The sequence below is a fragment of the Variovorax sp. SG517 genome, from assembly GCF_013376045.1.
Classification (GTDB): domain Bacteria; phylum Pseudomonadota; class Gammaproteobacteria; order Burkholderiales; family Burkholderiaceae_C; genus Variovorax.
On sequence record NZ_JABMJG010000010.1, the window covers coordinates 328,948 to 353,675 of the forward strand.

General features: G+C 68.7%; 22 protein-coding genes. 6 read left to right on the forward strand and 16 right to left on the reverse strand.

What is annotated here, in order from left to right; genetic code table 11:
- Nucleotide 1 precedes the first annotated feature (1 nt).
- Nucleotides 2-817, reverse strand: coding sequence for an inner membrane protein YpjD (locus FHT32_RS28255; protein WP_176667866.1), 816 nt, complete (start codon nucleotides 815-817; stop codon nucleotides 2-4).
- A 115-nt stretch (nucleotides 818-932) separates the two neighbouring features.
- Here FHT32_RS28255 and ffh point away from each other — a divergent pair, with 115 nt between their 5' ends.
- Entirely contained in the window at nucleotides 933-2,321 is a 1,389-nt protein-coding gene (gene ffh, locus FHT32_RS28260) for a signal recognition particle protein (protein WP_176667867.1), read from the forward strand.
- An 86-nt stretch (nucleotides 2,322-2,407) separates the two neighbouring features.
- Here ffh and FHT32_RS28265 read toward each other — a convergent pair whose 3' ends face one another.
- Together FHT32_RS28265 and FHT32_RS28270 are read right to left on the reverse strand one after the other, a co-directional pair.
- A complete protein-coding gene (locus FHT32_RS28265; RefSeq protein WP_176667868.1) occupies nucleotides 2,408-3,547 on the reverse strand; it encodes an AAA family ATPase in 1,140 nt (379 codons plus the stop codon).
- On the reverse strand, nucleotides 3,544-4,443 hold the full coding sequence (locus FHT32_RS28270; protein ID WP_176667869.1) for an RNA ligase family protein: 900 nt from the start codon (nucleotides 4,441-4,443) through the stop codon (nucleotides 3,544-3,546). Before FHT32_RS28270 ends, FHT32_RS28265 begins: the two co-directional genes overlap by 4 nt.
- Here FHT32_RS28270 and FHT32_RS28275 point away from each other — a divergent pair.
- Nucleotides 4,416-4,736: a hypothetical protein gene (locus tag FHT32_RS28275; RefSeq protein ID WP_176667870.1), complete on the forward strand. Its 321-nt coding sequence runs from the start codon at nucleotides 4,416-4,418 to the stop codon at nucleotides 4,734-4,736. The two genes, FHT32_RS28270 and FHT32_RS28275, sit on opposite strands and share 28 nt — an antisense overlap.
- Nucleotides 4,737-4,917: 181 nt before the next feature.
- Here FHT32_RS28275 and mdoH read toward each other — a convergent pair whose 3' ends face one another.
- From mdoH to FHT32_RS35150, 7 genes are all read right to left on the reverse strand, one after another.
- On the reverse strand, nucleotides 4,918-6,930 hold the full coding sequence (mdoH, locus tag FHT32_RS28280; protein ID WP_176667871.1) for a glucans biosynthesis glucosyltransferase MdoH: 2,013 nt from the start codon (nucleotides 6,928-6,930) through the stop codon (nucleotides 4,918-4,920).
- Nucleotides 6,931-6,935: 5 nt separating this feature from the next.
- A complete protein-coding gene (locus FHT32_RS28285) occupies nucleotides 6,936-7,139 on the reverse strand; it encodes a hypothetical protein (protein ID WP_093056182.1) in 204 nt (67 codons plus the stop codon).
- Nucleotides 7,140-7,332: 193 nt separating this feature from the next.
- The gene (locus FHT32_RS28290) at nucleotides 7,333-8,721 is read right to left on the reverse strand and encodes a sigma 54-interacting transcriptional regulator (protein ID WP_176667872.1); all 1,389 of its coding nucleotides are present in this window, start codon (nucleotides 8,719-8,721) and stop codon (nucleotides 7,333-7,335) included.
- 61 nt (nucleotides 8,722-8,782) lie between these two features.
- Nucleotides 8,783-9,448: a hypothetical protein gene (locus FHT32_RS28295; RefSeq protein ID WP_176667873.1), complete on the reverse strand. Its 666-nt coding sequence runs from the start codon at nucleotides 9,446-9,448 to the stop codon at nucleotides 8,783-8,785.
- Between the two features lie 58 nt (nucleotides 9,449-9,506).
- Nucleotides 9,507-10,934, reverse strand: a complete 1,428-nt coding sequence (locus tag FHT32_RS28300) for a sensor histidine kinase KdpD (protein WP_176667874.1) — start codon at nucleotides 10,932-10,934, stop codon at nucleotides 9,507-9,509.
- Nucleotides 10,934-12,283, reverse strand: a complete 1,350-nt coding sequence (miaB, locus tag FHT32_RS28305; protein ID WP_176667875.1) for a tRNA (N6-isopentenyl adenosine(37)-C2)-methylthiotransferase MiaB — start codon at nucleotides 12,281-12,283, stop codon at nucleotides 10,934-10,936. Before miaB ends, FHT32_RS28300 begins: the two co-directional genes overlap by 1 nt.
- Nucleotides 12,284-12,374: 91 nt before the next feature.
- Nucleotides 12,375-12,671 (reverse strand): hypothetical protein, encoded by a 297-nt coding sequence (locus tag FHT32_RS35150; RefSeq protein WP_256099191.1) that lies wholly within the window; start codon nucleotides 12,669-12,671, stop codon nucleotides 12,375-12,377.
- Nucleotides 12,672-13,017: 346 nt separating this feature from the next.
- On the opposite strand from FHT32_RS35150, the gene FHT32_RS28315 reads away from it, so the two are divergent.
- Both FHT32_RS28315 and FHT32_RS28320 read left to right on the forward strand, forming a co-directional pair.
- Nucleotides 13,018-14,274: an efflux RND transporter periplasmic adaptor subunit gene (locus FHT32_RS28315; protein WP_371132263.1), complete on the forward strand. Its 1,257-nt coding sequence runs from the start codon at nucleotides 13,018-13,020 to the stop codon at nucleotides 14,272-14,274.
- Nucleotides 14,275-14,329: 55 nt separating this feature from the next.
- A complete protein-coding gene (locus tag FHT32_RS28320; protein WP_176667877.1) occupies nucleotides 14,330-17,488 on the forward strand; it encodes an efflux RND transporter permease subunit in 3,159 nt (1,052 codons plus the stop codon).
- Nucleotides 17,489-17,544: 56 nt separating this feature from the next.
- On the opposite strand, the gene FHT32_RS28325 is transcribed toward FHT32_RS28320, so the two are convergent.
- The 4 genes from FHT32_RS28325 to FHT32_RS28340 all read right to left on the reverse strand — a co-directional run bounded on the left by FHT32_RS28325 (nucleotide 17,545) and on the right by FHT32_RS28340 (nucleotide 20,884).
- A complete protein-coding gene (locus tag FHT32_RS28325) occupies nucleotides 17,545-18,186 on the reverse strand; it encodes a histidine phosphatase family protein (RefSeq protein ID WP_176667878.1) in 642 nt (213 codons plus the stop codon).
- Nucleotides 18,187-18,206: 20 nt separating this feature from the next.
- Nucleotides 18,207-18,833 carry a DUF4136 domain-containing protein gene (locus FHT32_RS28330; protein ID WP_176667879.1) on the reverse strand — a complete coding sequence of 209 codons (627 nt, stop codon included), beginning with the start codon at nucleotides 18,831-18,833 and terminating at the stop codon, nucleotides 18,207-18,209.
- Nucleotides 18,834-18,879: 46 nt separating this feature from the next.
- On the reverse strand, nucleotides 18,880-19,824 hold the full coding sequence (ttcA, locus tag FHT32_RS28335) for a tRNA 2-thiocytidine(32) synthetase TtcA (protein WP_176667880.1): 945 nt from the start codon (nucleotides 19,822-19,824) through the stop codon (nucleotides 18,880-18,882).
- A gap of 67 nt (nucleotides 19,825-19,891) precedes the next feature.
- Nucleotides 19,892-20,884: a LysR family transcriptional regulator gene (locus tag FHT32_RS28340; RefSeq protein ID WP_176667881.1), complete on the reverse strand. Its 993-nt coding sequence runs from the start codon at nucleotides 20,882-20,884 to the stop codon at nucleotides 19,892-19,894.
- A 100-nt stretch (nucleotides 20,885-20,984) separates the two neighbouring features.
- Here FHT32_RS28340 and FHT32_RS28345 point away from each other — a divergent pair, with 100 nt between their 5' ends.
- Nucleotides 20,985-22,217: an MFS transporter gene (locus FHT32_RS28345; RefSeq protein ID WP_176667882.1), complete on the forward strand. Its 1,233-nt coding sequence runs from the start codon at nucleotides 20,985-20,987 to the stop codon at nucleotides 22,215-22,217.
- Nucleotides 22,218-22,244: 27 nt separating this feature from the next.
- Here FHT32_RS28345 and FHT32_RS28350 read toward each other — a convergent pair whose 3' ends face one another.
- Complete coding sequence (locus FHT32_RS28350; RefSeq protein ID WP_126021358.1) at nucleotides 22,245-22,619, reverse strand: dihydroneopterin aldolase; 375 nt, start codon at nucleotides 22,617-22,619, stop codon at nucleotides 22,245-22,247.
- 11 nt (nucleotides 22,620-22,630) lie between these two features.
- Complete coding sequence (locus tag FHT32_RS28355) at nucleotides 22,631-23,410, reverse strand: SDR family oxidoreductase (RefSeq protein WP_176667883.1); 780 nt, start codon at nucleotides 23,408-23,410, stop codon at nucleotides 22,631-22,633.
- Nucleotides 23,411-23,433: 23 nt separating this feature from the next.
- Here FHT32_RS28355 and FHT32_RS28360 point away from each other — a divergent pair, with 23 nt between their 5' ends.
- Entirely contained in the window at nucleotides 23,434-24,549 is a 1,116-nt protein-coding gene (locus FHT32_RS28360; protein WP_371132264.1) for a class I SAM-dependent methyltransferase, read from the forward strand.
- Nucleotides 24,550-24,728 lie beyond the last annotated feature (179 nt).

Below are 24,728 nucleotides of genomic sequence, written 5' to 3' on the forward strand. Positions count from 1 at the left end.
TTCAGACGGGAGGGCGCGCGAGAACCACTTCGAGCACGAAGCGCGAACCCACGTAGGCCAGCAGCAGCAGCGCCGAGCCGGCGTAGAGCACGCGGCGCGCCGTGCGGCCGCGCCAGCCGAAGCGGGCCCGGCCGATCAGCAGGATCGCGAAGCTGATCCAGGCGAGCACCGAGAAGATGGTCTTGTGGTCCCACTTCCAGACGCGTCCGGCGGCGCCGTACAGCTGCTCGCTGAACAGCAGGCCCGCCAGCAGCGTGGCCGACAGCAGCACGAAGCCGGCGGTGACGAAGCGGAAGGTGAGCCGCTCGAGCGTGAGCAGCGGCACGCCGCCCTGCGGCTCGACGGCAGCGGCCAGGCGGATCTGCTTTTCGGCGCGGGTGATCAGCCAGGCATGCACCACCGCGGCGCCGAACAGGCCGTAGGAGGCGATGCCCAGCGCCAGGTGCAGCGGCAGCCATGGCGATGCCGTCACGTGCAGCGGCGTGCCGGGAAACAGGATGGCCAGCAGCACTGCGGCCGCGCCCAGCCAGGCGAGCGCGCGCCGCACCTTCAGCTGGGGATACATGCGGCTTTCGACCGCGTAGACGGTGAGCACCAGCCACGCCGTGACCGACAGTGCCGGCGCGAAACCGAAGCGCGGCTCGCTGCCGACGAGACCATGGGCGAGGGCCGCGGCGTGCAGCAGCCATGCGATCCCGAGCGTCCATTGGGTCGATTGGCGGCTGAATCTGGCGCCGGCGGCGGCGACAAAACCGTAGGCAACCGCGGTGGCGATGCCCAGAGCCACGCCGAGCGGGGAGGGGATCGCTAAAATCATCGGCCGGAGTTTAGCGTCTCGCTATTGCGTTCCCGGCGCCCGGCTTCAAGTTCTTTCCCGTCTCCCAGGCTTCTCATCCGGCCCGCGCCATAGCGGGCAGCAAGGCATCCCCCTCATGGCCACCGCCCTCACAGAAAAGTTCTCCCGCCTCGTCAAGACGATGAGCGGCCAGGCCCGCATCACCGAAAGCAACGTGCAGGACATGCTGCGCGAGGTGCGCATGGCGCTGCTGGAAGCCGACGTGGCCCTGCCCGTGGTGCGCGACTTTGTCGCCCGCGTGAAGGAAAAGGCCCTCGGCCAGGAAGTGCTGGGCTCGCTCAAGCCGGGCCAGGCGCTGGTGGGCATCGTCAACCGCGAACTCGCCGCCACCATGGGCGAGGGCGTGTCCGACATCAACCTCGCGGCCCAGCCGCCGGCGGTGATCCTCATGGCCGGCCTGCAGGGCGCCGGCAAGACCACCACCACCGCCAAGCTCGCCAAGCACCTGATCGAGAAGCGCAAGAAGAAGGTGCTCACCGTGTCGGGCGACGTCTACCGCCCCGCCGCCATCGAGCAGCTGAAGACCGTCACCAAGCAGGCCGGTGCCGAGTGGTTTCCGAGCACGCCCGACCAGAAGCCGCTGGACATCGCGCGCGCCGCGCTCGACCACGCCAAGCGCCACTATTTCGACGTGCTGCTGGTCGACACGGCCGGCCGCCTGGCCATCGACGAAGTGCTGATGGCCGAAATCAAGCAGCTGCACGCTGCGCTCGACCCGGTCGAAACGCTCTTCGTGGTCGATGCCATGCAGGGCCAGGACGCGATCAACACCGCCAAGGCCTTCAAGGAGGCGCTGCCGCTCACCGGCATCATCCTGACCAAGACCGACGGCGATTCGCGCGGCGGCGCGGCGCTGTCGGTGCGCCAGGTGACGGGCGTGCCGATCAAGTTCGCGGGCGTGAGCGAGAAGATCGACGGCCTGGAGGTGTTCGACGCCGAGCGCCATGCGGGCCGCATTTTGGGCATGGGCGACATCGTCGCGCTGGTCGAGCAGGTCACGGCCGGCGTCGACGTGGCGGCGGCGCAGAAGCTCGCTGCCAAGGTCAAGAGCGGCGCGGGCTTCGACCTCAACGACTTCCTCGGCCAGCTGCAGCAGATGAAGCAGATGGGCGGCCTCTCCAGCCTGATGGACAAGCTGCCCACCCAGATGGCCGCCAAGGCCAGCGAGGCCGACCTGAGCCGCGCCGAGCGCGACATCCGCCGCAAGGAAGGCATCATCAACAGCATGACGCCGCTGGAGCGCCGCAAGCCCGAGCTGCTGAAGGCCACGCGCAAGCGCCGCATCGCCGCCGGCGCCGGTGTTCAGGTCCAGGAAGTGAACCGCCTGCTCAACGAGTTCGAGCAGATGCAGGGCATGATGAAGAAGATGAAGGGCGGCGGCCTCATGAAGATGATGAAGCGCATGGGCGGCATGAAGGGCCTGGGCGGAATGGGCGGCCCTGGCGGCCCGAAGCTGCCGTTCTGAACAGGCGCCGCACGCACGCATATATATATAAGAAGGCCCGCCGGGGTGAACCGGCGGGCCTTCTGCTTTTCAGGTCTGCGCTTCCTTCAGGTCTGGACCTCGTATACCGTTTCGTGCGCCTCCACCGGCGCCGGCAGTTCCCAGCGGTGCAGCATGCGCTCGATGCCCGCGTTCGACAGCGTGGTGTCGCGCTCGCGGTTGCGGCGCATCAGCTCCGAATGGGGCACTTCCAGGTACACCAATTCGATGTGCGCGTGGTAGGCCCACAGCAGGTCGAGCGTCTTGGTGCGCATCTGCTGGCTCAGGTGCGTGGCGTTCCAGACGAAGCGCTCCTGCCTGCGCAGCAGCGCCTTCGCCTGGTCGACCGCGTGATGCGCGGCGAGCCCGTCGTTCTCGCCGTGCTTGAGGCCGAGCTCGGCGCGCGCATCGTCGAAGGACACCACCGGCCAGCCCTTTCGATGCTGCGCCACCCAGTGGTTCTTGCCGCTGGCAGGCAGCCCGCACATCACCGTCACCTGCGATCCGGCGTTCTGGAACAGCGGGTAGTCGGGGCTGGTGTCGGCGCCGCGGAAGTAGGCCAGGCGCGTGTGGGCGTCTGCCATCTTCCGCGGGCCTTCCCAGCAGCCCTCCTCCTGTGCCAGCTGTTCGAAGAGCGCGATGTCGGCCATGCTGTCCGCGCGCTTCTCGTAGTGGCGCCCGAGCATGTCGCAGCGCGCCACGCAGCACAGGTCGGGCAGGCTCAGCTCCCATGAGAGCTTGTGCACCAGCCACTCGGGCCGCACGCCCTTGCGCGAGGCGAAGGCATGGAACGGCACCTGGTGCACCGCGATGATCCGGCACACCGCCTCGCGCAGCGCAAAAGGCACGCGGGCCTTCCACATCAGCACGCGCACGTCGACCGCGCCCCGGCGCGAGTGGCCGGGCTGGCCGATGCGGCCGCTGGCCTCGTCGATCACCGTGGTGTCTGGCTTGGCGATGTCGTGCAGCAGGCAGGCCATGAACAGCACGAAGCGGCCGTCGGCGTCGGCGCGGCGGTAGTGCTCGTCCTGCATCAGCGCGTCGAGCACCATGCGCGTGTGGATGCCGACGTTGCCTTCGGCGTGGTAGTACGGGTCTTGCGGCGTCTCTTCGAGGCGCAGCAGGGCCGGCAGCAGTTCGCAGCATTGCGCCCAGTCGGCGTCCTTGCCGGGTTCGGGCACCAGGGCGCGGAGATCGTCGAAGTTCATTGCTTCCTCCTTGTGGTCGTCAGTTCGGCCGGATCGCGCAGGGTGCGCAGGCCCAGGTCCTGCCAGGTCAGCTGCGGCGTCGGTGCGTAGAGATCCACGCCCGGCGCCAGCTGGTTGGGCAGCACCGGCCGGCGGCTGTGGTGCGAGCCCGAGTCGAGGATGGTCTGGACGAAATCCGGGCGCACCCACTTGTAGCGGCCGGTCACCTGGCCGTCCGATTCGGTCTTGAGGTACAGGCCCTCGGCAAGATCGGACAGGTCGGTCTGCTGCCGAACGAGATCGAGCGGCTGGCCTTCCTGTGCCACGGCGGCTTCGAAGGCGGGCTTCCAGTCCGTGCTGCGCGCCAGCGAGGGCTTCACAAGCGCCTGCAATGCCTTCGCGCTGCGGGGCATCTCGCCTTCGTAGAGCACGGGCACCGGCAGCACGGGGCTGCCTTCGAGCAGCGCATGCCGCGCCGGTGTCGAGAGAAAGCACTGCGACTGCCGGTCGTAGATGTCGAACTCCAGGAAGAAGGCCGGCAGCCGGTCGTACCAGCAGCTGTGCTTGGCGAAGCACCATTCGCCGTACATCACGTAGCGGTCTTCGAGCCGCTCCAGCAGCGCCGCTTCATGTGCGGCGGCCCAGTGCTTGAACAGGTTGAACTGCCGCTCGCCAGCACCGCCCGCGAGGTAGTGCCCGCGCGACTGCAGAAGCAGTTCGCCTGCGGAAGTGAACGACACGGCTGCATTGGCGCCATCGAGCTTTTCCTCGATGACGACGTGCATGCCTTGCAGTTCCGACAGCGGCGTCTGGCCGTCGTCGCTGTCACCGGCCTGCAGCCGGGAGCCTTCCAGGTGCGCAGTACGCGGGTACTTGAGCAGCGGGATCGATGAAAGAGAAGAAGAAAGGGGAAACACGTTTGTTCTCCGGATGGAAACCAGGAAGAACCGACAACGTGCGGGAGCGAAGCTGGAAAGCTGGGGAACGGATTGCGGTCAGCGGAAAGCGCAGCTTGGCGCCCGACATGACCGGCAATGAAGCGGCATTGTCGGCGTCAGAGAGTGATGACGGCGAGACGGGGCACTTGGCGCTCCTGTGGATCGAAGGGATCCGTGGGTGGATGAAAAAAGGAGTTGGCGATTCTAGGGCCTGTTCGCACTATTTCCGGGGTCGCGAAGGGCAGCCAGGGCGGGCCAATCAAGGCGCGTGACGACGCGTGTGCATGCGCACACGCTAGGAGCGCAACGCCGAGTGGCCCGCCCTGGCTGCCCTTCCCGCAGGGTTGGAGTACCAACGCGACCCCGGAAATAGTGCGAACAGGCCCTGGCTACGCGCCATGAAAAAAGCCGGCGCAGTGGCCGGCTTCCTTCGGGGGCGATTGCTTCAGCGCATCAGGCGGTGGCCAGCGCTGCCGGGCGAGCCAGGCGCAGCGCGTGCATCCATGCGCGGCGCAGCACGGCCGGCGAGCGCGATTCCTCGGGAATCAGCAGGTAGCCGCGGTCGCGCAGCGTGGTGCCCAGAGCGATCTGGCTGGTCAGCACGGTCAGCGGGATCGCCAGCAGCAGCGGCAGGCCGACGGGCATGAGCCAGACCAGCGCGCTCGGGTCGATCATGGCGACGCCGACGGCCAGCATCGCGATCACCAGCGTCATGGGCGCCAGCTGCGAGGCAGCGACCTTCCACGGCACGGCGGCGGCTTCACGCGGGGGCGACTTCCAGTCGAGCTTGATGCCGGTGAGGGCGACCAGCACGAAGAGCGAATGAGCCAGCATGCGCACTGGTGCCTGAACGATGGCCAGGCCGGCTTCCATCACCGAGCTCTTCACCAGGCCCCACAGGCCACCGTATTGGCGCTGCTCGCCGCGCATCAGCACGGCGGCGATGCCGAGCACGCGCGGCAGGAACAGCAGGCAAAGGGTCCAGACCCACAGGCCGGCCAGTTCGGCGGGCAGCACGCTCCAGCTGGAGACCAGGCTCGAGCCGCTCAGCCACAGGGCCGTGCCCAGCGTCAGGAACGCGAGCCACAGCGGGGCCGAGACATAAGCCATGGTGCCGGTCACGAACATCGCGCGGTGGACCGAATGGATGCCGGGCTCGGCCATCAGGCGGGCGTTCTGCAGGTTGCCCTGGCACCAGCGGCGGTCGCGCTGCAGTTCGGCCAGCAGGTCCGGCGGTTGCTGCTCGTAGCTGCCGACCAGGTCGGACACCAGCCACACGTGGTAGCCGGCGCGGCGCATCAGCGCGGCTTCGACGAAGTCGTGCGACATGATGCCGCCCGACATGCCGCCGGTGCCCTTGATCGGGGCCAGCGCGCAGTGCTTCATGAAGGGCTCGACGCGGATGATCGCGTTGTGGCCCCAGTAGTGTGACTCGCCCAGTTGCCAGAACTGCATGCCCAGCGTGAAAAGGCGGCCGGTGACGCGCGAGGCGAACTGCTGTGCGCGTGCGTGCAGCGTGACGTGGCCGATGGCCTGCGTCGCGGTCTGGATGATGCCGGCGGTGGGGTTGGCTTCCATCAGCTTGACCATCGAGGTCAGGCAGTCGCCGCTCATCACCGAGTCGGCGTCGAGCACGACCATGTAGCGGTAGTCCTTGCCCCAGCGGCGGCAGAAGTCGGCCACGTTGCCGGCCTTGCGGTGCGTGCGGCGGGTGCGCAGGCGGTAGTAGACCTCGACCTGCGGCTGGTTCGGGCTCTCGGCCAGCGCGGCGCGCAGATCTTCCCAGGCGGCGCGCTCGGCGGCGGCGGTCTCGGGGTTGTAGCTGTCGGACAGCACGAACACGTCGAACTGCTTCGCGTGGCCGGTGGCCGCGACCGATTCGCAGGTGGCGCGCAGGCCGGCGAACACGGTGGCCACGTCCTCGTTGCAGATCGGCATGATGATTGCCGTGCGTGCCTCGGGGTTCATCGGGTGGTTGGCCACCTGCTTCGCCGAGAGGGAGTGCTTGTCGCCGCGCACGGAAACGTAGAAGCCCATGAGCGCGGTCACGAAGCCGGTCACGACCCAGCCCGAGAGCAGGCCGTACAGGCCGATCTGGCCGTATTCGAGCCAGAGGTTGTCGTAGTCGGGCTGCACGCTGGCGAAGAGCGACGACGCGATCACGGTGCTCAGCAGCGTGAGCATCATGAAGGCGAAGCGGCGGCGGGCGGCGGCGCGCTGCCAGGGCTGCTTCGTTTCGTTGGCGGGGTGAGCGCCGGCTTCGGCGTCACGGCCCGCGCCGAGCTTGACCAGCGCGGCGGTGCCGAGGCTGTTCCAGAAACCGCGCCAGGGGCGGGGCGTCATGGAGCCGCGGTTGACCGGGGGGGCGGTGACCGAGTTGGGATGGCGTTCTTCGCGAACCGGGCTGCGGCGCGAGAAATCGGTATCGGCCAGCACATTCAGTTGGGAGAAGTCGTTCGGCTTCATGTGGTTTACCAACGTTGCTTGTCGAGGGAAGGGGTGTCGCCAATGGCAGGAAAGCGCTTGATCACGCAATCCGGTTCAGCGCCGCCGGCGCTTGCGAGCGCGGCCAGCGAATGGCCCGCGGCGCGGGGCCGCGAGGGGGAAAACTGCTTTTGACGCAGGCCGTCGCGCTGCTGGCGCAGTGCGAAAGATGGGCTGGTAAGTGCTGTCATGCCGGTACAGGGGCAAACCCTGTGCCAGGCTGAAAAAATGCTTTCAGATCAACGACTTGGAGCGATCTGAAGGTGTTTTTCGGGGGGTGGGGCCGCCGGATGGCCTCAAAACCCCTGTTTTTGTCGCCGAATCCCGACAAGCCGTGAGGGCGGGTAGGGATAGGTCATATAAATCAACGACTTAGCAGCGTCGCTACTCGGCGACAGCGTCGCTGCCCCCAGCGACAGCGTCGGCCTTGAAGTGCCCGGGAGTGAGTTCGTGCTTCTGCAGCAGCCGATAGAACTCGGTGCGATTGCGGTCGGCCAGGCGGGCCGCGTCGGCCACGTTGCCGTCCGTCAGTTTCAGCAGGCCGACGAGGTAGTCGCGCTCGAAACGCTGCTTGGCCTCGGCGTAGGTCTGCACCTCCACCGTCGGCACGCGCAGCGCCCGCTGCACCAGCGCCAGCGGAATCAGCGGCGAGCTCGACAGCGCGCAGACCTGCTCCACCACGTTGTAGAGCTGTCGCACGTTGCCCGGCCAGGCGGCCATGGTCAGCGCCTTCAGCGCTTCGGGCGCGAAGCCCGAGAGCCGCTTGCCGTACTTGGTCGACAGGCGCTGCAGGAAGTGGTTGGCCAAGAGCGGAATGTCTTCCCGGCGCGCCGACAGCGGTGGCAGCGTGAGCGTCACCACGTTCAGCCGGTAATACAGGTCCTCGCGGAACTGGCCGGCTTCCATTGCGGCGTCGAGGTCGCGGTGCGTGGCCGAGACGATGCGCACGTCGACCTGGATCGACTGGCTCGCGCCCAGCGGCCGCACCGCGCGCTCCTGCAGCACGCGCAGCAGCTTGACCTGCAGGGCGGGCGGCATGTCGCCGATTTCGTCGAGCAGCAGCGTGCCGCCGTCGGCCTGCTGGAACAGGCCCTTGTGATTGGCGTGGGCGTCGGTGAAGGCGCCCTTCATGTGGCCGAAGAGCTCCGACTCGAGCAGCGCCTCGGGGATGGCGCCGCAGTTGACCGCCACGAAGGGCTTGTCGGCGCGCGCGCTGGCCTTGTGGATGGCGCGCGCCAGCATTTCCTTGCCGGCGCCGGAGTCGCCGCGCAGCAGCACCGAGGCGTCCGACTTGGCGACCATGCGCGCCTCGGCCAGCAGCTCGGCCATGCGGTTGCTGCGACTCACGATCTCGGAGCGCCAGCTGTCGTCGCCGGCCTTGCTCGGCGTGGCGGCGGGGGCGCCGAGCGCCAGCGCCTGCGCGATCTTGTCGAGCAGTTCGCGCCCGTCGTAGGGCTTGGTGAGATAGGTGAAGACGCCGCGCGCCGTGGCCTCGACCGCGTCGGGAATGGTGCCGTGCGCGGTCAGCAGGATCACCGGCAGCGAGGGATGGCGCTTGCGGATCTCGTCGAAGAGCTGCAGGCCGTCGCGCCCGGGCAGGCGAACGTCGCTCAGCACCAGCTGCGGATGCTCGATCTCGAGCTGCGTGAGCGCGGTCTCGGCCGAGGTGACGGCCGTGACCTGGTAGCCCGCCGAGCTCAGCCGCATCGACAGCAGCCGCAGCATGTCCGGGTCGTCATCGACCACGAGGAGGCGGGCGCCGGTAGTACTCATCGAAAAACCTCCGTGCTTCGCACTGCGGTGCGGGCTTGCCTGGTGCGGGCCGGCGCTGCACTCATTGATTGGGCTTGGCGCTGGGCGGCGCGGCCGGCATGGCCGGTGCCGGGTTGTTGTTGGGCCGCGCAAAGCTGCGCTCGATGGCGCGCAGCGCTTCGATGCGGTCGTTGAGCTGGTCGATGCGGCGCTGGCTGTCGCGCAGCGCCTGCACCTGCTTGTCGCGGTCGTCCTCGACGCGGCGCTGCTCCACGTAGCGCGCGGCCAGCGCGCGTGCCAGCGGCTGCAGCGCCTGCGCCTCGGGCGCGGGGTTGGAGATCACGCGCTGCAGCAGGCCCAGCGCGCGCGCCAGATCGGCCGGCACGCGGGTCTGCGAGAGCAGCAGCGCCAGCTGCATCTGCGCCGTGGGCGAGTCGCCGGGGTCGCCCACGCGGGCGATCTCCGCGCTGAGGTCGGCGCCGCTGAGCGGGCGCACCTTGTCGGCGTACGACAGCATCGAGGACACCGGCCCCTGCAGCATCGTCGTGAACAGCGACGCGGCAGGCTGCGTGGCCGGCGCCTTGGGCTCGGCCTCCACCGGCATCACGCGCGGCACGACCGGCGGCGGCGGCAGCGCATCGGCCTCCGCGGGCGGCTTGGGCTGCGAGGCGCAGGCGGCCAGCAGCAGGACGAAAGGCACGGTCATCGCCCCGGCGAAGGAGGAACGGCGGACGAACGGAAAAGACATGGGTCGAAGAAAGGACGCGAGGCGGTCGGACAGTATCTGGAGAGGGGTGCCGGGGCGGTCAGGCCGTGCGCGGCAGTTCGATGCGGAAGCGGGCACCTGGACCGCCGGGCTGCAGGGTGATGCGGCCCCCGTGGGCTGCAATGTACTCCTGCACGATGGAAAGTCCGATGCCCGTGCCCTTCACGGTGTGTTCGGGCTGGCGCTCGCCGCGGAAGAAGGGTTCGAAGATCCGGTCGCGATCCCCCTCGGCGATGCCCGGCCCGGCGTCGTTCACGTCGATGTGCACCGCCTCGGGCGTCTGCGACACGGCCAGCGTGATGACACCGCCGGTTACCGAAAAGCGGATGGCGTTGCTCAGCAGGTTGGCAATGGCGGTGCCGAGCTTGGCGCGGTCGACCGTGACCGTGACGGGGTCGCCCTCGGCCCGCACCCGCAGCCCATGCGACTGCCACTGCAGGCGCTGGGCCTCGATCTGTTCCTCGATCAGCGGCAGCAGCTCGGTGCGCTCGCGGCGCAGCTCGCGCGCCTCGAAGGCCGCGGCGTTGAAGCGCAGCAGCGCCTCGATCTGGCCCTGCAGCGACACGGTGTTCTGGTTCAGGATCTGCGCGACTTCGAGCTGCGCCGGGTTCAGCGGGCCGGTCACGCCGTCTTCCAGCAGCGACACACCCTCGCGCAGCGCGGCCAGCGGCGTCTTCAGCTCGTGCGACACGTGGCGCAGGAAGCGCGCCTTGTCGGCGTCGAGTTCGGTCAGGCGCAGCCGCAGCCATTCGAGCTGCTGCGACACGCGACGCACGTCGGCCGGGCCGCGGATGTCGATCGGCTCGTCGAGCCGGTTCTGCCCGAGTCCGACGATGGCCTGCTCCAGCCGCTTGAAGGGCCGCGCCAGCCAGATGCCGAAGGCCAGCGCCAGCACCGCGGCCAGCACGCTGGCGGCCACCACCTCGCGCATCAGCCGGCGGCGCGCGTTCTCGATGCGCCTGGCCAGCGCGTCGTTCTGCGTCTCGATGAGGAACTGCGCCTGCTGCGCGATGTTGGTGTTGAGCGCGTCGAGCTCGCGGAACTGCATCGCCATCGTGCTCTCGCGGGCCAGGGCGCTGTCGGCGCTGCCGCTCATCAGGCCCTCGATCACGCCGAGCTGCGTGCGCCACATGTCGATGCCGGCGGGCGGCAGGCCGTTCTTCTCCAGGCGCTCGAGCACCTGGTGCGCCTCGCGCGCGGCGTCGTCGAAGCGGCGGCGCAGCACGGCGTCGTTCAGCACCAGCGACTGGCGCCCGGCGCGCTCCATGGCCGCGCTGCGCTCGGCCAGCGACTGGGAGGCGCCCGACAGGCGCAGCGCGCGCGCGGCCGCGTCGCGGCTCTGGGTCATGAGCGCGTCGTACTGCAGCACCGAGCGCAGCGCCACGCCCACCAGCAGCGCGGTGATCAGCAGGAAGGCGAAGAGCAGGAGCTGCTGGAACGAGCCCCGTATGGACGGTCGCTTCGCCATCAGTGGTGGGCGAGCGCCATCGGCGATTCGTTCGTCACCACTTCGCCGCGCAGCGTGTAGGCCAGCGAGCGGGTGATGCGCAGGTCGATCATCTGGCCGACCAGCCGGGCGTCGCCTTCGAAGTTGACGACGCGGTTGCAGACGGTGCGGCCCATGAGCTCGTTCGCATCCCTGCGCGAGGTACCTTCCACCAGCACGCGCTGCGTGGTGCCGACCAGCGCCTGGCCGAAGCGCTTCACGTTGGCGTCGATCACGGCCTGCAGCGTGTGCAGCCGCGCGAGCTTCGCTTCATGCGGCGTGTCGTCGTGCAGCGCGGCGGCGGGCGTGCCGGGGCGCGGGCTGAAGATGAAGCTGAAGCTGGCGTCGAACTGGCAGTCGTCGATGAGCTTCATCATCTTGTTGAAGTCGTCCTCGGTCTCGCCGGGGAAGCCGACGATGAAGTCGCTGCTGAGCGCCAACTCGGGGCGGATGGCGCGCAGCTTGCGCACCGTGCTCTTGTATTCCATGGCGGTGTAGCCGCGCTTCATCGCCATCAGGATGCGGTCGCTGCCGTGCTGCACCGGCAGGTGCAGGTGGCTCACGAGCTGCGGCACCTTCGCGTAGGCCTCGATCAGGCGCGGCGTGAACTCGTTCGGGTGGCTGGTGGTGTAGCGGATGCGCTCGATGCCGGGGATCTCGGCGATGTATTCGATGAGCAGCGCGAAATCGGCGATCTCCGACGTGTCGCCCATCCTGCCGCGGTAGGCATTCACGTTCTGGCCCAGCAGCGTGATCTCGCGCACGCCCTGGTCGGCCAGGCCGGCGATCTCGACCAGCACGTCGTCGAGCGGGCGGTTCACCTCCTCGCCGCGGGTGTAGGGCACCACGCAGTAGCTGCAGTACTTGGAGCAGCCTTCCATGATCGACACGAAGGCGGTGGCGCCTTCGACGCGCGCGGGCGGCAGGTGGTCGAACTTCTCGATCTCGGGGAAGCTGATGTCCACCTGTGGGCGGTCCAGGCGCTCGCGGTCGTTCAGCATCTCGGGCAGGCGGTGCAGGGTCTGCGGGCCGAACACGATGTCGACATAAGGTGCACGCGCGATGATGGCCTCGCCCTCCTGGCTGGCCACGCAGCCGCCCACGCCGATCTTCACGCCCCTGGCCTTCAGGTGCTTCACGCGGCCGAGGTCGGAGAACACCTTTTCCTGCGCCTTCTCACGCACGGAGCAGGTGTTGAACAGGATGAGGTCGGCCTCGTCGACGTTCTGGGTGGGCTCGTAGCCCTGGGCGGCGTTGAGCACGTCGGCCATCTTGTCCGAGTCGTACTCGTTCATCTGGCAGCCGAAGGTCTTGATGAATACTTTTTTCATGGGGAACTCTCTCTCGTGGCCACCTGCTCGAAGCGGGGGCACGGCGGCCGGGCGCGCGGGAACCTGCCGCGCCGGCCGTCTTCTTGCTTGCTTACTGCGTGTTGAGGGTGTCGTTCGAGGTGAACGGCCAGACGTTCAGGAACGGCTTGTTCAGCGATTCGCGGCTGGCGGTGGCTTCGTCGGGCGTGAGGATCCACACCTCGCGCAGCAGGCCGGCGGCGTCGCGCGTGTAGTTGACGAGGTACTTCTGGCCGATGATGGCCCCGGGCATCACCAGCATGTTCTGGCCGCTGCGGATGCGCGCGCCGGCGCCCAGGCGGTCGGGCTTGCCGTCGAGCTCGACGTCGGGCGCGTTGGTCACCATGAACTTGCCGCGCAGGGTGCCCACGGGGAAGACGCGGCCGCCCAGGAGCGACTCGTTCTGGGTCTGGGGGCGGGGGACTTCGTCCTGTGCGCTGGCGGCCGCCGGGAAAAGGACTGCAGCAGCAATGGTTGCTGTGCAAGCCGCTATGAAAGTGAGAGCATTCGTGGATTGTTTCTTGCAGCGGTTCATGGGGTTTATCCAGAGGCTGTGGACCGGCGATTTTAGCGAGGGGCCCCTGTTCGCCCCGGCCGGCACAGCGAGTAGTGCGACTTTCGGTTGACCTGCTTTACATTTCTTTACGGGCCCCATGATCACCAGGAGTCGGCCGCTGATCCAATAGTCGGTGTCAGCCCAAAGTGCACAAGAACCCATGAAGAAAAATGTCGCCGTCGCCCTCGCGGGCGTGTTGATCGTAGCCGTCGCTGGCGGGTGGTGGAGCATGTCCGGAGACAGGTCCGCCACGCAGAATGCCAAGGCCCCGAACGCCAAGGGCGGCGCTGCGGCCGGCGGCGGCGCGCCCGCGCTGGTGACGCTGGCCACGGCGAAGAAGCAGGACGTTCCGGTGACCGTGCAGGTCAACGGCAGCGTGGTGTCACTCAACAGCGTCGACCTGCGCCCGCAGGTGACCAACACGGTGAGCGCGGTGCACGTGAAGGAGGGCCAGTTCGTCAAGGCCGGCCAGCTGCTCTTCTCGCTCGACGACCGCAACGACCAGGCCAACCTGGCTCGCGCGAAGGCGCAGCAGCAGAAGGACGAGGCCACGATGGCCGACCTCGAGCGCCAGTACAGGCGCAGCCAGGAGCTGGTGGCGCAGAACTTCATCGCCAAGAGCGCGGCCGACGCCACGCTCTCGCAGCTCGAGGCGCAGCGCGCCGCCGTGGCGGCCGACCGCGCGGCCGTGCAGTCGGCGCAGGTGGCGCTGGGCTATGCCACGCTGCGCGCGCCCATTGCCGGACGCATCGGCGCGGTCAACATCTACCCGGGCACGCTGGTGCAGCCGACGCTGTCGCTGGTGACCGTCACGCAGCTCGACCCGATCGCCGTGAGCTTCCCCGTGCCCGAGGCCAACCTGCAGGACCTGCTGGAGGCCGCGCGCTCGCGCTCGAAGGTCGAGGCCGTCGTTCCCGGCCGCAAGGAGCCGCTGAACGGCACGCTCGACTTCGTCGACAACACCGTCGATCCGACGATTGGCACCGTGCGCGCCAAGGCCGTGTTCGCCAATGCCGACCAGAGCCTGTGGCCGGGGCAGTTCGTGGCCACGCGCATCACGGTGCGCACGCTCGGCGGCGCCACGGTGGTGCCGGCCGCGGCGCTGATGATGCTGTCCGACGGCGCCTCGCTCTACGTGGTCGATCAGGCCAAGACCGCCACGCGCCGCAAGGTGAAGGCGCTGCACACCTTCGGCACGCAGGTGGCGGTGAGCGGCATCGAGCCCGGCGAGCAGGTGGTGATCGAGGGCAGCCAGAACGTGCGCCCGGGCGGCAAGGTGCGCGTGGACGAGAAGGCGCCGGCCGTCGCCCCGGGTGCGCCGGGCGCGCCTTCCAACGGCACGACGGGAGTCACGCCCGGCAGCGCCGCGTCTTCCGACGGCACCGACGCCAAGCCGCCGCGGCAGGAACGCGCATGAGCCGCCGGGCCGCTCCCAAGGCGAATGCCGCAGCGCGAAGCGCGGAGGTCGTCCGATGAACATCTCGGAACTCTGCATCCGCCGTCCGGCGATGACGGTGCTGCTGTCCGCCGCCGTGGTGGTCATCGGCATCTTCGCGTACTTCAGCATCCCCGTCGCCGCGCTGCCCAGCTACAACACGCCGGTCATCAACGTCAACGCGCAGCTGCCCGGCGCCAGCCCGGACACCATGGCGTCCTCGGTGGCGCTGCCGCTGGAAAAGCAGTTCTCGACCATCCCGGGCCTGCAGACCATCAGCTCGGTGAACACGCAGGGCGTGACTTCGCTCACGCTCGAATTCGTCAGCAGCCGCGACATCGACGCCGCCGCCGTCGACGTGCAGGCCGCGCTGCTGCGCGCCCAGCGCCAGCTGCCGCAGGAGCTGACGCAGCTGCCTTCGTACCGCAAGGTGAATCCGGCCGACGCGCCGGTGCTGTTCATCGCGCTGATCTCGCCGTCGATGAACCCGTCGGAGCTCAACGATTACGCCGAGAACCTCATCTCGCCCACGCTCTCGACCATCGACGGCGTGGCGCAGGTGGGTGTGTACGGGCGCAAGGCCTTCGCGGTGCGCATCAAGGCCAACGCCGATTTGCTCAACGCGCGCAACATCACGCTCGACGAGCTGGCCAAGGCGGTGAACACGGCCAACGCCAACACGCCGGTCGGCGTGCTCGACGGCCCGCGCCAGACGCTCACCATCCAGGCCAACCGCCAGCTCATGAAGGCGGCCGATTTCGCCAAGCTGATCGTCGGCCAGCGCAACGGCTCGCCGGTGCGGCTCGACGAGGTGGCGACCATCGAGGACAGCTTCGAATCGGTGAAGACCGCCAGCAGCTTCAACGGACAGGACTCCATCTCGCTGGCCGTGCAGCGCCAGCCCAACGCCAACACCGTGCAGGTGGTCGATGCCGTGCGTGCGCTGATCCCGCGCTTCAAGGCGGAGCTGCCGCAGTCGGTCGAGATCCAGATGGTGAACGACCGCTCCATCTCCATCCGCGAGGCGGTGCACGACGTGCAGCTCACGCTGCTGGGCACGATCGCGCTGGTGGTGCTGGTGATCTTCCTGTTCCTGCACCGGCTGGTGGCCACGCTCATTCCGGCCGCGACCATCCCGATTTCGCTGATCGGCGCGGTGGCGCTGCTCTACGCCTTCGGCTACAGCCTCGACAACATCTCGCTGCTGGGCATCACGCTCGCGGTGGGCCTGGTGGTGGACGACGCGATCGTGGTGCTGGAAAACATCATGCGCTACGTCGAGAAAGGCATGGACCCGTTCGCCGCCGCGCTGCGTGGTGCGCGCGAGGTGGGCTTCACCATCGTGTCGATCTCGATCTCGCTGGTGGCCGTGTTCATCCCGATCTTCTTCATGCCGGGCGTGATCGGCCTGCTGTTCCACGAGTTCGCGGTGGTGGTGGCGCTGGCGGTGCTGGTGTCGGCCGTGGTGTCGCTCACGCTGGTGCCGATGCTCGCGAGCCGGCTGCTCAAGCAGGTGCCGCGCAAGGAAGGCGCGCTCGACCACGAGGAAGAGCACCCCGAGCCCGGCACCGCCATCGGCCGTGCCTTCGAGCGCGGCTACCGCAAGGTGCATGCGACCTACATGAGCACGCTGGACTGGACGCTGGGTCACCGCAAGGTGATGCTTCTGATGGCGGCGCTCACCTTCGTCATCACCGGCTGGCTGTTCGCGACCATCCCCAAGGGCTTCTTCCCCGAGGAAGACATCGGCCAGATCCAGATCACCACCGAGGCGGCCGAAGACATCTCCTTCACCGCCATGAAGGCGCTGCAGGACCGCGTGGCCGCCGCGCTCAAGGACGACCCGAGCGTCGACTACGTGAGCTCCTTCGTCGGCGTGGGCGGGCCCACGGCCACGCAGAATTCCGGCCGCCTGTTCGCGGTGCTCAAGCCGCGCGGCGAGCGCCCGCAGATGTCGAAGGTGCTCGAATCGCTGCGCCAGCGCTTCCGCGAGATCCCGGGCATCGCCGTGTACATGCAGCCGGTGCAGAACCTGCGCCTGGGCGGACGCCAGAGCAAGGCGCGCTTCCAGTACACGCTGCAGAGCGTGAACGCGGGCGAGATGGTGCCGTGGGCCACGCGGCTCATGGAGCGCATGCGCGCCGACCCCGACTTCCGCGACGTCACCAGCGACTCGCAGAACCGCGGCCTGCAGGCCACGCTAGACATCGATCGCGACAAGGCCGGCGTGCTCGGCGTGGCGGTGGGCGACCTGCGCACTGCGCTGTACAACGCGTACGGCGACCGCCAGATCGGCAGCATCTACGGCGCGAGCAACACCTATCAGGTGATCCTCTCGGCTGCCGACAACGACCGCCAGTTCGAGGAAGACGTTTCGCGCCTGTCGGTGCGCAGCACCACCGGCAAGCTGGTGCCGCTGTCGGCCTTCTCGACCGTCAAGCGCACCGTCGGGCCCACCGCGGTGAACCACCAGGGCCAGCTGCAGGCGGTGACGGTGTCGTTCAACCTCGCGCCCGACGTGCCCCTGGGCAACGCGACCGCGAAGATCGACCGCTTCAAGGAAGAGCTGAAGATGCCCGCGTCGATCATCACCACCTACGGCGGCGATGCGGCGGTGTTCCAGAGCTCGCAGTCGAGCCAGGCCGTGCTGCTGGTGCTGGCGGTGCTGGTCATCTACGTGCTGCTGGGCGTGCTCTACGAGAGCTACATCCACCCCATCACCATCCTGGCGGGCCTGCCCTCGGCCGCGGTGGGCGCGCTGATCTCGCTGAAGATCTTCGGCTTCGACCTCACGCTGATCGCGACCATCGGCATCCTGCTCTTGATCGGCATCGTGAAGAAGAACGCGATCATGATGATCGACTTCGCCCTGGAAGCGCAGCGCACCGAGGGCATGAAGCCGGTCGATGCCATCCGCGAAGCCTGCCGGCTGCGCTTCCGCCCGATCCTGATGACCACGCTGGCCGCGCTCATGGGCGCGTTGCCACTCGCGCTGGGCCTGGGCGCCGGCGCCGAGCTGCGGCAGCCGCTGGGCGTGGCCGTGGTGGGCGGGCTGATCTTCTCGCAGGTGATCACGCTGTACATCACGCCGGCGATCTACCTCGCGCTGGACCGCTACAGCGGCACGGGGCCGATGGTCGATCTGCCGGGAGAGGCGCAGGCAGAGGTGTCGCACTCGCAGCACTCCCACGCCTGAGCCCCGCCGGAGACAAGAAGAGAAGAAGAGGCGGGCTTCGCGCCCGCGCTCCCTCTTCAGGTCGTGGTTTCGTCGAGCGCGTCGCCCACCAAGTGCGCGGTGTCGCTCCAACCCACGAGGCTGAACCCCTCGCTCGTCCACAGCATGCGGTTGATGGCCGCGTTGCCGAGCTGCCAGGTGCGCGGCGCCTGCAGTTCCTGGCGGGTGGCTGCGCGGTACAGCACGTCCATCACGCCGCCGTGCGCCACCAGCACCACCAGTTCGCCCGGATGGCGCGCCGCCAGTTCGGCGGCCACGCCCGTCACGCGGTCGCGGAAGGTCAGGAGGCTTTCGCCGCCCTCGGGCTCGAATTCGGGGTCGCGCTCGCGCCAGCGCCTGGCTTCCACCGGCAGCGTGGCCTCGATCTCGGCGAAGCTCATGCCCTCGAAGGTTCCGAAGGCGCGCTCGCGCAGCCGCGGCTCGGGCTGCACGGCCAGGCCGTGGGGCTCGGCGATGGCCTGCGCGGTCTGCCAGGCGCGGGAGAGGTCGCTGGCATAGACGACGCCGATGGGCTCGTCGGCCAGCGCGGCGCCCGCGCGCTGCGCCTGCCAGACGCCGGTGGCGTTGAGCCCGATGTCGAGCTGGCCCTGGATGCGGGTGTCGACGTTCCAGGCGGTCTCGCCGTGGCGAACGGCGATCAGGCGGGTGGGTTCTTCCATCCGGGGAATTTTAAAAGCCGCTATTTCCGGGCCTGCTGAGCCGTCGGCAGCTCGATGTTGACCCGGCGCTCGCCCTGCGGCGGGTTCGGGAAGCCCTGCAGCGCCGCCTGGAACATCACCGGCAGGATCGCCGCGCTCGAGGTGTAGGGGCCGTCGTTGCGCGCGCGGGTCTCGTAGACCACGCGGTTGGTGCCGGCCTCGCGCAGCACGATGCTTACCTCGCGCTCGTACCAGGGGTTGGCAGGCGGCGCGAACACCGGGCCGCCATACCAGCCGCCGCCGTACCAGCGCCGGCCGTAGTAGCCATAGCCGCCGTAGCCGTAGCCCCAGGGGCCGTTGTAGAGCCACGGATCGGCCCAGGGCGAGAGGCCGGCCGTCACGCGCGCGCCGATCTGCGCGGTGTACTGGGCCTTGGCGTCGTCGCGGCGCAGGCCGACTTGGTCGAGCGCCGCGCCGGCCATGGCTTCGAGCGATTCCTGCCGCGCGCCGTCGGCCTGCTGCGAGGGCAGGCGGTCGAAGCGGTAGGTGGCGCCGGGCGCGATGGCGCCGGGGGAGGCGAAGCTCTTCACGTCGCTGTCGACCACCCAGGAGGTGGCGCAGCCCGTCAGGCTGGCGGCAAGAAGAAGAGCCGAGAACGCAGATTTCATGAGGGTCTCCGGGCACTGGTGCCCCAAATTCCCCTGGGTTGCCCGTTCAGCCCTGGACGATGCGCAGGGCGGCAGGTGCCTGGGAGAGCAGATCGAAGGAAGGCGGATCGAAGGCCTTGTCGCCCTCGTCGTCCGCCACGCCGGTCGCCTTCAGACCCTTGAAGTCGTGCCGCGTTCCGTCGAGCAGGTGCGAAGGCACCACGTTCTGCAGCGCGGTGAACATGTTCTCCACGCGGCCGGGATATTTCTTGTCCCATTCGCGCAGCATTTCGCCCACCTGCTTGCGCTGCAGGTTCTCCTGGCTGCCGCACAGCGTGCACGGAATGATCGGAAACTCGCGGTGCTGGGCCCAGCGGATGGTGTCCTTCTCCGACACGTAGGCCAGCGGGCGGATCACCACGTGCCTGCCGTCGTCGCTCACCAGCTTGGGCGGCATGCTCTTGAGCTTGCCGGCGAAGAACATGTTGAGGAAGAAGGTCTGCAGCATGTCGTCGCGGTGGTGGCCCAGCGCGACCTTGGTGGCGCCCAGCTCGTCGGCCACGCGGTAGAGGATGCCGCGGCGCAGCCGGCTGCACAGGCCGCAGGTGGTCTTGCCCTCGGGAATCACGCGCTTGACGATGCTGTAGGTGTCCTGGTTCTCGATGTGGAAGTCCACGCCCAGCTCGCTCAGGTACCTGGGCAGCACCTCCTCGGGAAAGCCGGGCTGCTTCTGGTCGAGGTTGACCGCGACGATGTCGAAGTGGATGGGCGCGCGCGCCTTCAGCTTGAGCAGGATGTCGAGCAGCGCGTAGCTGTCCTTGCCGCCCGAGACGCACACCATGACCTTGTCGCCCTCTTCGATCATGTTGTAGTCGACGATGGCTTTGCCGACTTCGCGGCACAGGCGCTTCTCGAGCTTGTGCGTCTCGCGCTCGATCTTCATGGAATTGGCGGGAGAGGGAGCGGTGGCGTCGGCGGTGGCGGGCGCCTCGTCGATCCAGACGGCGTTCATGGGCAGGCTGCTTCGGGGAGTCGGGGGAAGGGGGTGATTGTCCCCGATCCCCATTTCACCTGCCATGTCACCCGTCATCTCGCCTGTCATCCGGCCCATTTCCCGGGGCTCCCGCCGCGGGGATCGGGCTTTCCGGAAAGGCCTGCCGCATCGCCTCCACGAAGAGCCGCAGCCTCGCTGGATAGAAGCGCGCATACGGATACACGATGTACACCGGCGCCGGCACACCGCGCCATCGGGGTGCGAGGTGCACCAGCCGGCCCGCCTCCAGCTCCCCGGTCAGCATCCAGGCCGACGACACCCCGACGCCCGCGCCCAGCACGGCCGCGCTGCGCAGGGCGTAGAGGCTGTCGGTGATCATGCGAGGGCGTATCGGCACCCGGTACACCTCGCCCGTGCCCTCGTGCGTGAACACCGCCTCGGTCCGGTAGAAATTGCGCGCCGCCAGCCAGGGCAGGGCTTCGAGCTCGGCGGGGTGCGCCGGCACCGGCGTGCCGGCCCCGAAGAGCGACGGCGCCCCGACCGCGATGCGAGGAACGTCGAAGAGGCGGATCGCCACGGCGTTGGGGTCCGTCACCTCGCCCACGCGAATCGCGCAGTCGACGCCCTCGGCGATGAAATCGGGCGTGTCGTCATGCGGGCTGTCGTGCAGCAGCCATTCGACCGTCACCTGCGGATGGCGCTTCAGATAGGCGGCCAGCGGCCCGACCAGCAGCTGCTGCCCGAAGGCGTGCGGCACCACCACGCGCAGCCGCCCCTCGGGCTGGTCGCCGACGCCGCGCAACTCGGCCTCGAAGGCGCCCCAGCTCAGGATCAGCTCCTTGGCGCGGTCGAAGCAGCGCTCGCCGTCTTCCGTGAGCTTCATCGCGTGGGTGGACCGCTGCAGCAGCCGCACGCCCAGCGAGCGTTCGAGCGCCTGCAGGCGGCGGCTCACGGTGGGCTGGGTGGTGCCCATCTGGGCGGCGGCGGCCGACAGGCTGCCGGCCTCGACGATGCGAACGAAGGTCTGCATCAGCTCGATGCGGTCGGCCGGGGGAGGGGGCGGGAGAAGCGTGGCCATGCGTCGAGCGTATATCAATTGTTCGACCCGCAGGGCTACCTTCAGAGGGAAGCAGCTCGCAAACTCCAGCCCTCGCTTCTCGAAACCAAGGGTTTACACCATGTCTTCCATTCAAAAAGCGCATGAAAAGCTGCCCGGATCGCTGATCCTGCTGCTGGCGGCCAGCGCCGGCTTCGGCGTCGCGGCGCTCTACTACAGCCAGCCCATGCTGGGCGTGCTCGGCCCCGACATCGGCGCCTCCGCCCGCTCCGTGGGCTTCGTGCCCACGCTCACGCAGCTGGGCTATGCGCTCGGCATCCTGCTGCTCGCGCCGCTGGGCGACCGCTTCGACCGGCGCCGCATCATCCTCGCCAAGGCCTCGGTGCTGGTGCTCGCGCTGCTGGGCGCGGCCTTCTCGCCCTCGGTCGCACCGCTGCTGGCCGCGAGCCTCGTCATCGGCCTGGCGGCAACGCTGGCGCAGGACGTGGTGCCGGCCGCCGCCACGCTGGCGCCCGAGGCGCATCGCGGCCGGATCGTCGGCACGGTGATGACCGGGCTGCTGCTGGGCATCCTGCTGTCGCGCGTGCTTGCCGGTTTCGTGGCCGAGCACTTCGGCTGGCGCGCGATGTTCGTCGTCGCGGCCGTGAGCATCGCGCTCATCGGCGTGGCCGCGGCGCGCGGGCTGCCGCGCCTGCGCCCGACCACGCACCTGGGCTACGGCGCGCTGCTGGGCTCGCTGGCCGGCCTGTGGAAGCGCCACGGCGCGCTGCGCCGCGCGACCTTCGCGCAGGCCCTGCTGTCGGTGGGCTTCAGCGCCTTCTGGTCGACGCTGGCCGTGATGCTGCATGGTGCGCCGTTCCACCTGGGCAGCGCGGCCGCCGGCGCCTTCGGTCTGGCCGGTGCGGCGGGTGCGCTGGCCGCGCCGATCGCGGGGCGCCTTGCCGACCGTCGCGGGCCCGAGCTGGTGATCCGCATGGGCGCCGCGCTGGTCGCCGTGTCGTTCGCCGCGATGCTGTTCGCACCGCTGCTGGCCACGCCCGCCGCGCGGCTGGGGCTGATCGTGGTCGCCGCCATCGGCTTCGACTTCGGCCTGCAGGCCGCGCTGATCGCGCACCAGACGGTTGTCTACGGCATCGACCCCGGCGCACGCAGCCGGCTCAATGCGGTGTTCTTCACGGGTGTGTTCGTCGGCATGGCCACGGGCTCCGCGCTGGGTGCCCTGGTGCTTGCGCAGTGGGGATGGCCGGGCGTTGCGGCGATGGCCTCGGTATCGGCGCTCGGCGCGCTGGCGGTGCGGATGAGGCCAGCCGCTTCCAAGAAGAAGACAGCCGTTGCCTGTGGCTCGGCTGCCTGAAGTGCAGTGGCAAGGGCTAGCGGTGGCTCACCACTCGCCGGCTTCCATGCGGATCGCCACCTCGCAGTCGTCGAAGATCTCGAGCTTGGCGATCTTCACGCGCACGCCCAGCACGCCGGGCAGCTGCAACAGGCGCTGCGCCAGCTTGCCGATCAGGCTCTCCAGCAGGTTGACGTGCTCGGCGGTGCACTCGTCGATGATGATGCGGCGCACCTTGCGGTAGTCGAGCACGTGGAAGATGTCGTCGTCCTGCGGCAGCAGCGGCTGCGGGCCGAGATTGAGCTCGGCGTCGACCAGGATCGGCTGGGGCGCCGTTTTTTCCTGCTCTAGGATGCCCAGGTTGGCGTCGAAGCGCAGGCCCTGGAGGGTGAGTGTCTGGTGGCCGTGCGAGGGTGTGGACATGGTGGATGGGCTCACATGAGCGAGAAATCGCGCTCGAATTTCATCAGGTGCTGGCCGCCGTCCACCAGCAGCGTGGTGCCGGTGATCGAGCGGTTCTCCAGCGCGAACTTCACCGTGGCGGCCACGTCCTGCGCCGTGGAGGAGCGGCCCAGCGGCGAGAGCTTGTGCAGCTGTGCGAACTTGTCGTCGTCGAGCATGTGGCTCGCCAGCGTGAGGCCGGGCGCCACGCCCACCACGCGCACGCGCGGCGCCAGTGCCAGCGCCAGCAGCGGCGTCGCGGCTTCGAGGGCCGCCTTGGAAAGCGTGTAGCTCAGGAAGTCGGGGTTCGGGTTCCAGAGTTTCTGGTCGAGCAGGTGCACGACGGCGCCGTGCGCATCGCGCGCGGCCAGGTGCTCGTGCAGCGCATTCGCCAGCAGGATGGCCGCGCCGGTGTTGCTGCGCGCATGGCGCTCCATGAGCGCGTAGCCGAAGGTGGAGGCCTCGTCGTGCTCGAAGAGGGCTGCGCTGTGCACCACCGCATCGATGCCGCGAAAGCGTGCCACCACGCGCGGCAGCAGGGCACGGGTGGCCTGCTCGTCGTCCAGGTCGGCCGCGAACAGGGCCGAATCGCCCGACAGCGCGGCACAGTCGGCGACGGTCTGCTCGGCCTCGGCGCGCGAGGTCCGATAGTGCACCGCCACCTGCCAGCCGCCCGCGGCCAGTGCGAGCGCGATCTCGCGGCCGAGCCGGCGGCCCGCGCCCGTGACGAGAACCGTTCGGGGGGAGTTGGATGCGGGGGAGGCGGAGCTCATGCGGGGAGAGGGAGAATGGCGCTGTGACGACAAAGACGACCCCCAGCAGTTTACCCACCGCCCTCGACCACCTCATCGCGCGTTCCGTCGAGCGCGCGGGCGGCTGGATAGGCTTCGACCGCTTCATGGCTCTTGCGCTGTACGCGCCCGGCCTCGGCTACTACGCCAACACCCTGGCCAAGTTCGGCCACATGCCTTCGTCAGGCAGCGACTTCGTGACCGCGCCCGAACTCACGCCCATGTTCGGCCAGGCCCTGGCCGCGCAGGTGTCCGAGGCGCTGGAGAAGACCGGCACCGACACGGTGTGGGAATTCGGCGCCGGCTCCGGCGCGCTGGCCGTGCAGCTGCTGCATGCGCTCGACGGCATGGGGCGGGGCGACGTGCGCTATCGCATCGTCGACCTGTCGGGCACCTTGCGCGAGCGGCAGCAGCAGGCGCTTGCCGGCCATGCGGGTCGCGTCGAGTGGCTCGACGAGCTGCCCGAATCGATGCAGGGGGTCGTCGTTGGCAACGAAGTACTCGATGCGATGCCGGTGCAGTTGCTGGCGCGCGTCGGCGGCAAGTGGTTTGAGCGGGGCGTGGTGCGCAACGCCGCCGGCGACGGATGGGCCTGGGCCGATCGCGAGACCGGGCTGCGGCCGCCGGTCGAGGTGCCCGGCGAGCATGACTACCTCACCGAGATCCATCCGCAGGCCAAGGCCTTTGTTGCGACGCTCGCAGACCGGTTGAAGAAGGGGGCGGCCTTTCTCATCGACTACGGATTTCCCGAGGGCGAGTACTACCACCCGCAGAGGCATATGGGGACGGTGATGTGCCACCGGGGGCACAAGGCCGATGGGGACCCTTTGTCCGACGTGGGGCTCAAGGACATCACTGCGCATGTGGACTTCACGGGGGTTGCGCTTGCCGGGCAGGACGCTGGGTTGGCTGTGCTGGGGTATACGAGCCAGGCGCGGTTTCTCTTGAATTGCGGGTTGCTGGGGGTGATGGAGCAAGGGACCGTCGCTGAGCGGGGGATGGCGGCTCGGCTGATTCATGAGCATGAGATGGGGGAGTTGTTCAAGGTTGTGGGGTTTGGTGTTGGAGAGCCTTGGGAGGCGATGGGGTTTGCTGTCGGGGATCGGAGTCATACGCTTTGACCTCTCTTTGATCTTTCATCGCTGAGGGGTGTTTGTTTCCCGGGGCCGGGACTCGCCCCGGCAGGCGACCTACGTTTCTTTGTCTCGCCAAAGAAACGTAGGCAAAAGAAAGGCGACCCCACTGTCTGCGACCCCTTCGCTGCGCTACGGGGCAACCTGCGGTGCTCGCGTTTCGCGGG

What these genes read in the sequence shown, in the direction of transcription:
- FHT32_RS28330 (WP_176667879.1), bottom strand. Translation starts at nt 18,833, where the DNA reads ATGAAATCTGCGTTCTCGGCTCTTCTTCTTGCCGCCAGCCTGACGGGC.
- FHT32_RS28255 (WP_176667866.1), bottom strand. Translation starts at nt 817, where the DNA reads ATGATTTTAGCGATCCCCTCCCCGCTCGGCGTGGCTCTGGGCATCGCC.
- FHT32_RS28265 (WP_176667868.1), bottom strand. Translation starts at nt 3,547, where the DNA reads ATGAACTTCGACGATCTCCGCGCCCTGGTGCCCGAACCCGGCAAGGAC.
- miaB (WP_176667875.1), bottom strand. Translation starts at nt 12,283, where the DNA reads ATGAAAAAAGTATTCATCAAGACCTTCGGCTGCCAGATGAACGAGTAC.
- FHT32_RS28290 (WP_176667872.1), bottom strand. Translation starts at nt 8,721, where the DNA reads ATGAGTACTACCGGCGCCCGCCTCCTCGTGGTCGATGACGACCCGGAC.
- FHT32_RS28275 (WP_176667870.1), top strand. Translation starts at nt 4,416, where the DNA reads ATGAAAGAGAAGAAGAAAGGGGAAACACGTTTGTTCTCCGGATGGAAA.
- FHT32_RS28325 (WP_176667878.1), bottom strand. Translation starts at nt 18,186, where the DNA reads ATGGAAGAACCCACCCGCCTGATCGCCGTTCGCCACGGCGAGACCGCC.
- mdoH (WP_176667871.1), bottom strand. Translation starts at nt 6,930, where the DNA reads ATGAAGCCGAACGACTTCTCCCAACTGAATGTGCTGGCCGATACCGAT.
- FHT32_RS28355 (WP_176667883.1), bottom strand. Translation starts at nt 23,410, where the DNA reads ATGAGCTCCGCCTCCCCCGCATCCAACTCCCCCCGAACGGTTCTCGTC.
- FHT32_RS28315 (WP_371132263.1), top strand. Translation starts at nt 13,018, where the DNA reads ATGAAGAAAAATGTCGCCGTCGCCCTCGCGGGCGTGTTGATCGTAGCC.
- FHT32_RS28345 (WP_176667882.1), top strand. Translation starts at nt 20,985, where the DNA reads ATGTCTTCCATTCAAAAAGCGCATGAAAAGCTGCCCGGATCGCTGATC.
- FHT32_RS28300 (WP_176667874.1), bottom strand. Translation starts at nt 10,934, where the DNA reads ATGGCGAAGCGACCGTCCATACGGGGCTCGTTCCAGCAGCTCCTGCTC.
- FHT32_RS28320 (WP_176667877.1), top strand. Translation starts at nt 14,330, where the DNA reads ATGAACATCTCGGAACTCTGCATCCGCCGTCCGGCGATGACGGTGCTG.
- FHT32_RS28295 (WP_176667873.1), bottom strand. Translation starts at nt 9,448, where the DNA reads ATGTCTTTTCCGTTCGTCCGCCGTTCCTCCTTCGCCGGGGCGATGACC.
- FHT32_RS28350 (WP_126021358.1), bottom strand. Translation starts at nt 22,619, where the DNA reads ATGTCCACACCCTCGCACGGCCACCAGACACTCACCCTCCAGGGCCTG.
- FHT32_RS28340 (WP_176667881.1), bottom strand. Translation starts at nt 20,884, where the DNA reads ATGGCCACGCTTCTCCCGCCCCCTCCCCCGGCCGACCGCATCGAGCTG.
- ttcA (WP_176667880.1), bottom strand. Translation starts at nt 19,824, where the DNA reads ATGAACGCCGTCTGGATCGACGAGGCGCCCGCCACCGCCGACGCCACC.
- ffh (WP_176667867.1), top strand. Translation starts at nt 933, where the DNA reads ATGGCCACCGCCCTCACAGAAAAGTTCTCCCGCCTCGTCAAGACGATG.
- FHT32_RS28285 (WP_093056182.1), bottom strand. Translation starts at nt 7,139, where the DNA reads ATGACAGCACTTACCAGCCCATCTTTCGCACTGCGCCAGCAGCGCGAC.